This window comes from Staphylococcus simiae, assembly GCF_017357005.1.
Lineage (GTDB): Bacteria > Bacillota > Bacilli > Staphylococcales > Staphylococcaceae > Staphylococcus > Staphylococcus simiae_A.
On sequence record NZ_CP071589.1, the window covers coordinates 1 to 12109 of the forward strand.

8 protein-coding genes and 1 other annotated feature (1 of these 9 cut by a window edge) are annotated in these 12109 nt (G+C 34.1%); of the genes, 7 read left to right on the forward strand and 1 reads right to left on the reverse strand.

Going from position 1 to position 12109, the window contains the following annotated elements:
• The 6 genes from dnaA (at window position 1) to gyrA (ending at window position 9143) form a co-directional block, all read left to right on the forward strand.
• Window positions 1-1362: a chromosomal replication initiator protein DnaA gene (gene dnaA / locus J3R86_RS00005; protein WP_207517521.1), complete on the forward strand. Its 1362-nt coding sequence runs from the start codon at window positions 1-3 to the stop codon at window positions 1360-1362.
• 273 nt (window positions 1363-1635) lie between these two features.
• The gene (gene dnaN, locus J3R86_RS00010) at window positions 1636-2769 is read left to right on the forward strand and encodes a DNA polymerase III subunit beta (protein WP_207517522.1); all 1134 of its coding nucleotides are present in this window, start codon (window positions 1636-1638) and stop codon (window positions 2767-2769) included.
• Between the two features lie 355 nt (window positions 2770-3124).
• Window positions 3125-3370: a S4 domain-containing protein YaaA gene (yaaA, locus tag J3R86_RS00015; protein ID WP_088177445.1), complete on the forward strand. Its 246-nt coding sequence runs from the start codon at window positions 3125-3127 to the stop codon at window positions 3368-3370.
• Window positions 3367-4482, forward strand: coding sequence for a DNA replication/repair protein RecF (recF, locus tag J3R86_RS00020; protein ID WP_207517523.1), 1116 nt, complete (start codon window positions 3367-3369; stop codon window positions 4480-4482). The genes yaaA and recF overlap by 4 nt, the downstream gene beginning before the upstream one ends.
• A 9-nt stretch (window positions 4483-4491) precedes the next feature.
• The gene (gene gyrB, locus J3R86_RS00025; protein WP_207517524.1) at window positions 4492-6426 is read left to right on the forward strand and encodes a DNA topoisomerase (ATP-hydrolyzing) subunit B; all 1935 of its coding nucleotides are present in this window, start codon (window positions 4492-4494) and stop codon (window positions 6424-6426) included.
• A 35-nt stretch (window positions 6427-6461) separates the two neighbouring features.
• Window positions 6462-9143 carry a DNA gyrase subunit A gene (gene gyrA / locus J3R86_RS00030; protein WP_207517525.1) on the forward strand — a complete coding sequence of 894 codons (2682 nt, stop codon included), beginning with the start codon at window positions 6462-6464 and terminating at the stop codon, window positions 9141-9143.
• Window positions 9144-9200: 57 nt separating this feature from the next.
• Here the strand turns inward: gyrA and J3R86_RS00035 are convergent, their stop codons facing one another.
• Window positions 9201-10013 (reverse strand): NAD(P)H-hydrate dehydratase, encoded by an 813-nt coding sequence (locus J3R86_RS00035; protein ID WP_207518474.1) that lies wholly within the window; start codon window positions 10011-10013, stop codon window positions 9201-9203.
• A 353-nt stretch (window positions 10014-10366) separates the two neighbouring features.
• Between J3R86_RS00035 and hutH the strand changes: the two genes are divergently transcribed.
• Window positions 10367-11878 carry a histidine ammonia-lyase gene (gene hutH / locus J3R86_RS00040; RefSeq protein ID WP_207518475.1) on the forward strand — a complete coding sequence of 504 codons (1512 nt, stop codon included), beginning with the start codon at window positions 10367-10369 and terminating at the stop codon, window positions 11876-11878.
• A gap of 78 nt (window positions 11879-11956) precedes the next feature.
• Window positions 11957-12109: a binding site (T-box leader), on the forward strand (it continues 40 nt past the right edge of the window).

Below are 12109 nucleotides of genomic sequence, written 5' to 3' on the forward strand. Positions count from 1 at the left end.
ATGTCGGAAAAAGAAATTTGGGAGAAAGTACTCGAAATTGCTCAAGAAAGATTATCTGCAATGAGTTATTCAACTTTCCTTAAAGATACTGAACTCTATTCCATTAAAGATAATGAAGCAATTGTGCTTTCAAGCATGCCATTTAACGCAAATTGGTTAAATCAACAATATGCTGAAATCATTCAAGCCATACTCTTTGATGTAATAGGTTATGATGTTAAGCCACATTTTATTACTACTGATGAATTAGCAAATTATAGTAATAATGAAGTTTCGACTACTAAAGAAACTTCAGATAAACCAAGTGAACCAAATTATGACAACCATGTTTTAGGAAGAGAGCAATTTAATGCTCACAATACCTTCGATACATTTGTTATTGGACCTGGAAATAGATTTCCACACGCAGCTAGTTTAGCTGTAGCAGAGGCTCCAGCAAAAGCATATAATCCTTTGTTCATTTATGGAGGCGTAGGTTTAGGAAAGACCCATCTAATGCATGCCATTGGTCACCATGTCTTAGATAATAACCCTGATGCTAAAGTGATTTATACATCTAGTGAGAAATTTACAAATGAATTTATTAAATCTATACGTGATAATGAAGCTGAAGCTTTTAGAGAAAGATACCGTAATATTGATGTCTTACTTATAGATGATATTCAATTTATTCAAAATAAAGTACAGACTCAAGAAGAATTTTTCTACACATTTAATGAATTGCATCAAAATAATAAACAGATAGTTATTTCAAGTGATCGACCACCTAAAGAAATTGCTCAGTTAGAAGAACGATTAAGATCGCGTTTTGAATGGGGATTAATTGTAGATATCACACCACCAGATTACGAAACTCGAATGGCTATTTTACAGAAAAAAATCGAAGAAGAGCATTTAGATATTCCAGCTGAAGCACTGAATTATATTGCCAACCAAATTCAATCTAACATTCGTGAATTGGAAGGTGCATTAACACGTTTATTGGCATACTCTCAATTGTTAGGTAAGCCAATCACAACTGAATTAACTGCAGAAGCATTAAAAGATATTATCCAAGCTCCGAAATCTAAAAAAATAACAATCCAAGATATACAAAAAGTAGTAGGTCAATATTATAATGTTAGACTTGAAGATTTTAGTGCTAAAAAACGAACTAAATCGATTGCATATCCACGTCAAATCGCAATGTACCTATCTAGAGAACTAACAGATTTTTCATTACCTAAAATTGGTGAAGAATTTGGTGGACGTGATCATACAACAGTTATTCATGCACATGAAAAAATCTCAAAAGATTTAAAAGAAGATCCTATTTTTAAACAAGAAGTAGAAAACTTAGAAAAAGACATACGCAATGACTAAAATACTACGGGAAATAACAACTGTTATATAACAGAAGCGATGTATAGTCCTTTTTCTCTCTAAATTAACAAGTAATAATGAAAATAAGTAACTTTCGAATATGTGGATAATCTTTAAAAGTTGTACACATCATACACAAGTTATGCACATGTGAATAACTTTGCTATTCGTGGATTTTATAGACTTATCCACCAATCCACAGCACCTACTACTATTACTAAGAACTTAAAACCTATATAATTATATATAAACGACTGGAAGGAGTTTTATTTAATGATGGAATTCTCAATTAAACGTGATTATTTTATTAATCAATTAAATGACACATTAAAAGCAATATCACCAAGAACAACATTACCAATTTTGACTGGTATTAAAATTGATGCCAAAGATAATGAAGTTATCTTAACTGGATCAGATTCAGAAATATCAATTGAAATCACTATTCCTAAAACTGTTGATGGTGAGGATATAGTTGATATAACAGAAACAGGCTCAGTAGTACTTCCTGGTCGTTTCTTTGTCGATATTATTAAAAAATTACCTGGTAAAGACGTTAAATTATCTACAAATGAACAATTTCAAACGTTAATAACATCAGGTCATTCTGAATTTAATTTAAGTGGATTAGATCCAGACCAATACCCATTATTACCACAAGTTTCAAGAGATGATGCGATTCAATTATCAGTAAAAGTATTAAAAAATGTCATAGCACAAACCAACTTTGCAGTGTCCACCTCAGAAACACGCCCGGTGTTAACAGGTGTAAACTGGCTTATACAAGATAATGAATTAATATGCACAGCGACTGACTCACACCGCTTGGCTGTAAGGAAATTGCAATTGGAAGATGCTTCTGAAAATAAAAATGTCATCATTCCAGGTAAAGCTTTAGCTGAACTTAATAAAATTATGTCTGATAATGAAGATGAAATTGATATCTTCTTCGCTTCGAACCAAGTGCTATTTAAAGTAGGTAATGTCAACTTTATTTCACGTTTATTAGAAGGTCATTATCCAGATACAACGCGCTTATTCCCTGAAAATTATGAAATTAAATTAAGTATAAATAACGGTGAATTTTACCATGCTATTGATCGTGCGTCATTATTAGCAAGAGAAGGTGGCAACAATGTTATTAAATTAAGTACTGGAAATGATGTTGTTGAATTATCATCAACTTCACCTGAAATTGGAACAGTGAAAGAAGAAGTTAATGCTAATGATGTAGAAGGCGGTAACTTAAAAATTTCTTTCAACTCTAAATACATGATGGATGCACTTAAAGCCATTGATAATGATGAAGTTGACGTAGAATTTTTCGGAACTATGAAACCATTTATCTTAAAACCAAAAGGTGACGATTCAGTCACTCAATTGATTTTACCAATTAGAACATATTAGATTTAGCCAAAGATAAGAGTTGGGACGTAATTAATTTTGTCCTAACTCTTTTTTTAATTTACTCTTATAAGCCATTTAGAGCTGCGATATAAAAATAATTTATATAAATCGATAAATAGAACGTAAAATAAATAAACACGCTAAAAAGCCCTTTAAAATGTCAAAAACATACAAATGTAAAATCACACTGATAAAGTGTGTATGATTACTTATTTATCACTAGTGATATTGAAAATTTAGAAGCTAATGTCAAATTCAAACTAATTATCAATAAGTAAACGATTTCAAACGCTATTTTAAATGAAATTTGTGTCAAAAAAAGGTATAATATATTGATGACATACAAAGAAACGGAGTGATTATTTTGGTTCAACAAGTTGTAGTGGAAGGCGACATTAATTTAGGTCAATTTCTTAAAACAGAAGGTATTATAGAGTCAGGTGGTCAAGCAAAATGGTTTTTACAAGACTTTGAAGTGTTGATCAATGGGGTACGAGAAACTCGTCGTGGTAAAAAATTAGAACATAATGATCGTATAGATATCCCTGAATTGCCTGAAGATACCGGTGCTTTTTTAATCATTCATCAAGGTGAACAATGAAGTTAAATACACTCCAATTAGAAAATTATCGTAACTACGAGGAAGTTACACTTAACTGTCATCCTGATGTTAATATCCTAATCGGTGAAAATGCACAAGGAAAGACAAACTTATTAGAATCAATTTATACCTTGGCATTAGCAAAAAGTCATAGAACAAGTAACGATAAGGAACTCATACGTTTCGATGCTGAGTATGCTAAAATAGAAGGTGAACTTAGTTACAGACATGGCAAAATGCCATTAACGATGTTTATAACTAAAAAAGGTAAACAAGTCAAAGTGAATCACTTAGAGCAAAGCAGACTAACGCAGTACATTGGTCATCTCAACGTGGTTCTTTTTGCGCCAGAAGATTTAAATATCGTCAAGGGCTCTCCTCAAATAAGACGACGTTTTATTGATATGGAGTTGGGTCAAATTTCTGCTGTTTACTTGAACGATTTAACACAATACCAACGTATTTTAAAACAAAAGAATAACTACTTAAAACAACTGCAAATGGGTCAAAAGACAGATTTAACGATGTTAGAAGTATTAAATCAGCAGTTTGCAGAATATGCATTAAAGGTTACGACCAAACGTGCACATTTTATTAAAGAACTTGAAACTTTAGCTAAACCAATACATGCCGGCATTACAAATAATAAAGAGATACTCTCTTTAAATTATTTGCCTAGTCTTAAACTTAGTAATGAAACTGAAGATGACAATGTCTTACTTGAAGAAGTAATGACGATACTGAGTGACAATATGCAAAGAGAAAAAGAAAGAGGTATGAGCTTATTTGGACCTCATCGTGATGATTTAGGCTTTAGTGTAAATGGCATGGACGCACAAACATATGGTTCACAAGGACAGCAACGTACGACAGCTTTGTCTATTAAATTAGCGGAAATCGAGCTAATGAATATTGAAGTTGGGGAATACCCAATATTACTGTTAGACGATGTTTTAAGTGAGTTAGATGATTCACGGCAAACACATCTGCTAAGTACTATTCAACATAAAGTACAAACATTTGTCACAACGACATCTGTAGATGGTATTGATCATGAAATAATGAATAACGCTAAATTGTATCGTATTAATCAAGGCGAAATTATAAAGTAACAGAAAGCGATGGTGACTGCATTGTCAGATGTAAACAACACGGAAAATTATGGTGCTGGGCAGATACAAGTACTAGAAGGTCTTGAAGCGGTTCGTAAAAGACCAGGTATGTATATTGGTTCAACTTCTGAAAGAGGTTTGCACCACTTAGTTTGGGAAATTGTCGATAACAGTATTGATGAAGCTTTAGCAGGATATGCAAACAAAATTGAAGTTATCATTCAAGAAGACAACTGGATAAAAGTAACAGATAACGGACGTGGTATACCTGTAGATATTCAAGAAAAAATGGGACGTCCTGCAGTAGAAGTTATCTTAACTGTTTTACATGCTGGTGGTAAATTTGGTGGCGGAGGCTACAAAGTTTCTGGTGGTCTACATGGTGTAGGTTCATCAGTAGTTAATGCCTTATCAGAAGATTTAGAAGTATACGTTCATAGAAACGATACAATATACCATCAAGCATACAAAAAAGGTGTACCTCAATTTGATTTAAAAGAAGTAGGTACAACAGATGTAACGGGTACAACAATTCGTTTCAAAGCAGATGGCAGTATTTTCACTGAAACACAAGTTTATAACTATGAGACATTACAACAACGTATTAGAGAGTTAGCATTTTTAAACAAAGGTATTGAAATCACTCTAAGAGACGAACGTGATAAAGAAAATATCAGAGAAGACTCATATCACTATGAAGGTGGTATTAAATCTTACGTTGAACTACTCAATGAAAATAAAGAGCCTTTATACGATGAGCCAATCTATATTCATCAGTCAAAAGATGATGTCGAAGTTGAAATTGCCATCCAATACAATTCTGGTTATGCAACGAATTTATTAACATATGCTAATAACATCCATACGTATGAAGGTGGTACACATGAAGATGGCTTTAAACGAGCATTAACACGTGTATTAAATAACTATGGTCTTAACAGTAAGATCATGAAAGAAGATAAAGAAAGATTAACAGGTGAAGATACTCGAGAAGGTATGACAGCCATTGTATCTATCAAACATAGTGATCCACAATTCGAAGGTCAAACTAAAACGAAATTAGGTAATTCCGAAGTTCGCCAAATTGTAGACAAATTATTTGCAGAACACTTTGAAAGATTTTTATATGAAAATCCACAAGTTGCTCGTGTCATTGTCGAAAAAGGTATTATGGCATCACATGCCCGTGTAGCAGCCAAAAAAGCACGTGAAGTGACACGCCGTAAGTCAGCGTTAGATGTGGCAAGTTTACCAGGTAAATTAGCAGACTGTTCAAGTAAAGTACCTGAAGAATGTGAAATCTTCTTAGTCGAAGGTGACTCTGCCGGAGGGTCTACAAAATCAGGTCGTGATTCAAGAACACAAGCAATTTTACCGTTACGAGGTAAAATTTTAAATGTTGAAAAAGCTCGTCTTGATCGAATTTTAAATAATAATGAGATTCGTCAAATGATTACAGCGTTTGGTACGGGTATCGGTGGCGACTTTGACTTATCAAAAGCACGTTATCATAAGATTGTCATTATGACGGATGCCGATGTAGATGGTGCGCATATTAGAACATTATTACTAACATTCTTCTATCGCTTTATGAGACCATTAATCGAAGCTGGTTATGTTTATATTGCACAACCACCGTTATATAAATTAACTCAAGGTAAGCAAAAATATTACGTATTCAATGATAGAGAGTTAGATAAACTTAAAGCTGAACTTAATCCAACACCTAAATGGTCAATTGCACGTTATAAAGGTCTTGGTGAAATGAATGCAGATCAATTGTGGGATACAACTATGAACCCAGAACACCGATCACTACTACAAGTTAAATTAGAAGATGCAATAGAAGCAGACCAAACATTTGAAATGTTAATGGGTGATGTAGTAGAAAACCGTAGACAATTTATTGAAGATAATGCAGTTTATGCCAACTTAGACTTCTAAGTCAGATGAACTGAAATTTGAAGGAGGATCTCTTGATGGCTGAATTACCTCAATCAAGAATAAATGAACGAAATATAACCAATGAAATGCGTGAATCATTTTTAGATTACGCGATGAGTGTAATCGTAGCGCGTGCGTTGCCAGATGTTCGAGATGGATTAAAACCAGTTCATAGACGTATCTTATACGGTCTGAATGAGCAAGGTATGACACCAGATAAGTCATACAAGAAATCGGCACGTATTGTTGGTGACGTAATGGGTAAATATCACCCACACGGTGACTCATCTATATACGAAGCAATGGTACGTATGGCACAAGATTTTAGTTATCGTTATCCACTTGTAGATGGTCAAGGTAACTTTGGTTCAATGGACGGCGATGGTGCAGCAGCAATGCGTTACACTGAAGCACGTATGACAAAGATTACGCTTGAATTGTTACGAGATATCAACAAAGATACAATTGATTTTATAGACAACTATGATGGTAATGAAAGAGAGCCGTCAGTCTTACCTGCAAGATTTCCTAACTTATTAGCGAATGGTGCTTCTGGTATTGCGGTAGGTATGGCAACCAATATACCACCACATAACTTAACAGAACTTATCAATGGTGTCCTAAGCCTAAGTAAGAACCCAGACATCTCTATTACAGAATTGATGGAAGATATTGAAGGTCCAGACTTCCCAACAGCAGGACTTATATTAGGTAAAAGTGGTATAAGACGTGCTTACGAAACTGGTAGAGGTTCGATTCAAATGCGTTCACGTGCTGAAATTGAAGAACGTGGTGGTGGTCGTCAACGTATCGTTGTTACAGAAATACCTTTCCAAGTTAACAAAGCGCGTATGATTGAAAAAATTGCTGAATTAGTAAGAGACAAGAAGATTGATGGTATCACTGATTTACGAGATGAAACAAGTTTACGTACAGGTGTACGTATCGTTATTGATGTTCGTAAAGATGCCAATGCGAGTGTTATTTTAAATAACTTATATAAACAAACACCATTACAAACATCATTTGGTGTTAATATGATCGCTTTGGTTAATGGTAGACCGAAGTTAATCAATCTTAAAGAAGCTTTAGTACACTACTTAGAACATCAAAAGACAGTGGTTCGTCGTCGTACAAAATATAATTTAAGAAAAGCTAAAGATCGTGCGCATATTTTAGAAGGTTTGCGTATAGCACTTGACCATATCGATGAAATTATCACAACGATTCGTGAATCTGAAACAGATAAAGTAGCAATGGAAAGCTTACAAACACGTTTTAAATTAAGTGAAAAACAAGCTCAAGCTATTTTAGATATGCGTTTAAGACGCTTGACAGGTCTAGAACGTGACAAGATTGAAGCGGAATATAATGATTTATTAAATTATATTAGTGAGTTAGAGGCTATCTTAGCTGATGAAGAAGTGTTATTACAATTAGTTCGAGATGAATTGACTGAAATCAAAGAGAAATACGGCGATGAGCGTCGTACTGAAATTCAACTTGGTGGTTTTGAAGATTTAGAAGACGAAGACTTAATCCCAGAAGAACAAATTGTTATTACACTTAGTCATAATAACTATATTAAACGATTACCTGTTTCTACATATCGTGCCCAAAATCGTGGTGGTCGTGGTGTACAAGGTATGAATACATTGGAAGAAGACTTTGTTAGTCAGCTTGTAACATTGAGTACACATGATAATGTGCTATTCTTCACTAACAAAGGACGTGTTTATAAACTTAAAGGTTATGAAGTACCTGAGTTATCACGTCAATCTAAAGGTATACCTGTAGTTAATGCTATAGAGCTTGATAGTGATGAAAATATTAGTACAATGATTGCTGTTAAAGATCTGGAAAGTGAAGAAGATTTCTTAGTATTTGCAACAAAACGTGGTATTGTCAAACGTTCTCGACTAAGCAACTTCTCACGTATTAATAGAAACGGTAAGATTGCAATTTCATTTAAAGAAGATGATGAATTAATTGCAGTACGCTTAACAAGTGGCGATGAAGATATCTTAATCGGTACAGCACATGCGTCATTAATTCGTTTCTCAGAATCAACATTACGTCCATTAGGTCGTACGGCGACAGGTGTTAAAGGTATTACACTTCGAGAAGGTGATGAAGTTGTAGGTCTTGATGTAGCACATACTGATAGTGTTGATGAAGTACTTGTTGTTACTGAAAATGGTTATGGTAAACGTACACCAGTAGATGAGTATCGTTTATCAAATCGTGGTGGTAAAGGTATTAAGACAGCAACAATTACTGAACGCAATGGTAATGTAGTATGTATTACAACAGTATCTGGTGAAGAAGACTTAATGATTGTTACTAACGCTGGTGTGATTATCCGTTTAGATGTAGCTGATATTTCACAAAATGGTCGTGCGGCACAAGGTGTACGCTTGATTCGTTTAGGTGAAGGTCAATTTGTATCTACAGTAGCAAAAGTTAGAGAAGAGCCAGAAGAAGAAGTTGTAGAAGTGAATGAACAACAAGATACTGCAGATGGTACAGATGTAATTAGTGAAACTGTAGTATCAGATCAAACACCTGGTAATACTGTCCATACTGAAGAAATCATTGAACAGAACATTGAAAGTAATGACGGCGATGAGACAGATGAACGCATTGAAATTAGACAAGACTTTATGGAACGTGTCGAAGAAGACATGGAACAAGCATCAGACAATGAAGAAGAATAACAATATATAAAAATAAGACTTCCCTATCATTGAGGGAAGTCTTATTTTTATTGCTTTTTAGCTTTCTAACTGTTTCATAGCGTATGGAATTTCATTAATTAATCGAGATGGTGGAACTACATACATATCTTTAGCTAAATTTTCACCGATATAGCTATGTGTATAAGTAGCACTCATGACAGCATCTTTTAAACTATCAAATTGACCAACGAAACTAGTAATCATACCAGCTAATGTGTCACCCATACCACCTGTTGCCATAGCTGGGCTACCAATCGTTAATTTATAATCTTCATTTTTAAAGAAAATTTCAGTACCATGTTTCTTGAGTACGACTGTTGCACCTAAGCGATTAACCGCTTCGCGATTACGTTCATATGTTTGTTCCTCAATAGGAATACCACTTAAACGTTCCCACTCTTTTAAATGAGGTGTGAAGATTACACGACATGTTGGAATTTGTGGTTTCAGTTTACTAAAAATTGTAATTGCATCACCATCAACAATTAAATTTTGATGTGGTTGAATATTTTGTAATAAGAATGTGATAGCATTATTGCCTTTAAAGTCAACACCAAGTCCTGGTCCGATTAAGATACTGTCTGTCATTTCGATCATTTTAGTGAGCATTTTCGTATCATTAATATCAATGACCATAGCTTCAGGGCAACGAGAATGTAATGCAGAGTGATTGTTAGGGTGTGTTGCAACTGTAATCAATCCACTACCACTAAATACACATGCGCGTGCAGCTAACATAATGGCACCGCCTAAATTAGCAGATCCACCTATTAATAAAATTTTGCCGTAATCACCTTTATGTGAATCTTCTTTTCTTTTAGGAATGTTAATAGAATCTAACGTTTCCATCATGATATAACCTCCGTTATAAAAGTAATCATTACCCATCTAGCGCGTGAGTAATCGTGAAGTGAAGTTTGTCCTATGTTATATCTTTTAGCAGCACTACTTCAATTGTGTGCATCATTATAATATAGAGTCATTAAATACAATAGAAAATACTATACCTGTAACAGCGTTTCGTCAATAGGTAAGTTGTGACATTCATCATATGAGTTAAGACAATTATTAAATTACTTTAGCACATCACATTAGTAGTATGATAATAGAGTATAAATATGGTTGAAACCATTGTTTCTACAACAATGAAAACGTATACTTCAAAGTGATAGATTATATATCACAAGGGGGTATCATCTATGATGACATTGAATTTAGATGGACAAACATTAACAATTGAGGACATAGCTCGTTTTTTACAACAACAATCACGTGTAGCAATTAGTGATGAAGCACTTGAACGTGTTAAAAAAAGTAGAGCTGTCGTTGAACGTATTATCGACAATAAAGAAACTGTTTATGGTATTACAACTGGATTTGGCTTATTTAGTGATGTGTTAATCGATCCTAGTCAATACAATGAATTACAAGTTAATTTAATTCGTTCACATGCATGTGGTGTTGGACAACCATTTTCACAAGAAGTAGCACTTGTTATGATGATTTTACGCTTGAATACCTTATTAAAAGGACATTCAGGCGCAACTGTAGAACTTGTGGATCAATTACAATACTTTATTAACGAACGTATTATTCCTGTTATACCATCACAAGGTTCATTAGGTGCCTCTGGAGATTTAGCACCGTTATCACATCTTGCTTTAGCATTAATCGGAGAAGGTGCTGTATATTATCAAAATGAAGAAACAGATAGTATACACGTATTACAACAATTAGGTAGACAACCACTACAATTACAAGCTAAAGAAGGCTTAGCACTTATCAATGGTACACAAGCGATGACTGCACAAGGCGTCATTAGTTACATAGAATCAGAAAATTTAGGCTATCAAGCAGAATGGATTGCTTCACTCACACATCAAGCGTTGAATGGTATTACAGATGCATATCGTCATGAAGTACATGCAGTACGTAATTTCCAAGAACAAATCGATGTAGCTGCGCGTATGAGAGAGTGGTTAGCAGAATCTCAATTAACAACAAGACAAGGAGAATTACGAGTACAAGATGCGTATACATTACGTTGTATTCCACAAATACATGGTGCAAGTTTCCAAGTGTTTAATTATGTTAAAGAGAAATTAGAACTTGAAATGAATGCAGCTAATGACAATCCATTAATATTTGAAGAAGATAATGAAACATTTGTTATTTCAGGAGGTAACTTCCATGGCCAACCTATTGCATTTGCCTTAGATCATCTAAAACTAGGTATTAGTGAATTAGCGAATGTATCAGAACGTCGATTAGAACGTTTAGTTAATCCACAATTAAATGGGGACTTGCCAGCATTTTTAAGTCCTGAACCAGGGTTACAAAGTGGCGCGATGATTATGCAATATGCAGCAGCTAGTTTAGTTTCTGAAAATAAGACATTAGCACATCCAGCGAGTGTTGATTCCATCACTTCATCAGCCAACCAAGAAGACCATGTTTCTATGGGCACGACAGCTGCTAGACATGGTTATCAAATTGTTGAAAATGCCAGACGTGTGTTAGCAATTGAATGTATTATTGCATTACAAGCAGCAGAGTTAAAAGGCGTAGATAAATTATCACCAAAGACACGCCAAAAATTTGAAGAATATCGTAAAATAGTGCCAGCTATTACACACGATCGTCAATTTCATAAAGATATAGAAGCGGTAACACAATATTTAAGAGACGATGCTTACAGACAATTAGAAATTTAAATAGTAGCAATAAACTCTAAGAGAATCACTTGAAAATATAAGAGTAGTTTGCTATATTAAAAATAACTTAATAAAGTTATTGTTCGTAGGATAAGTAATATAAATAAATTGATTTCAGAGAGCTTGTGGTTAGTGTGAACAAGAATCAATATTTATATGAATCTACCTACTATATGAGAACAATCGGTCATAACCGTTATTTTAGTGAAGTGCAATTTAGTTATAACTAAA

Bases quoted from the DNA above. Each gene is read 5' to 3' on its own strand.
- gyrA (WP_207517525.1), top strand. From the start codon at position 6,462: ATGGCTGAATTACCTCAATCAAGAATAAATGAACGAAATATAACCAAT.
- dnaN (WP_207517522.1), top strand. From the start codon at position 1,636: ATGATGGAATTCTCAATTAAACGTGATTATTTTATTAATCAATTAAAT.
- J3R86_RS00035 (WP_207518474.1), bottom strand. From the start codon at position 10,013: ATGGAAACGTTAGATTCTATTAACATTCCTAAAAGAAAAGAAGATTCA.
- hutH (WP_207518475.1), top strand. From the start codon at position 10,367: ATGACATTGAATTTAGATGGACAAACATTAACAATTGAGGACATAGCT.
- recF (WP_207517523.1), top strand. From the start codon at position 3,367: ATGAAGTTAAATACACTCCAATTAGAAAATTATCGTAACTACGAGGAA.
- dnaA (WP_207517521.1), top strand. From the start codon at position 1: ATGTCGGAAAAAGAAATTTGGGAGAAAGTACTCGAAATTGCTCAAGAA.
- gyrB (WP_207517524.1), top strand. From the start codon at position 4,492: ATGGTGACTGCATTGTCAGATGTAAACAACACGGAAAATTATGGTGCT.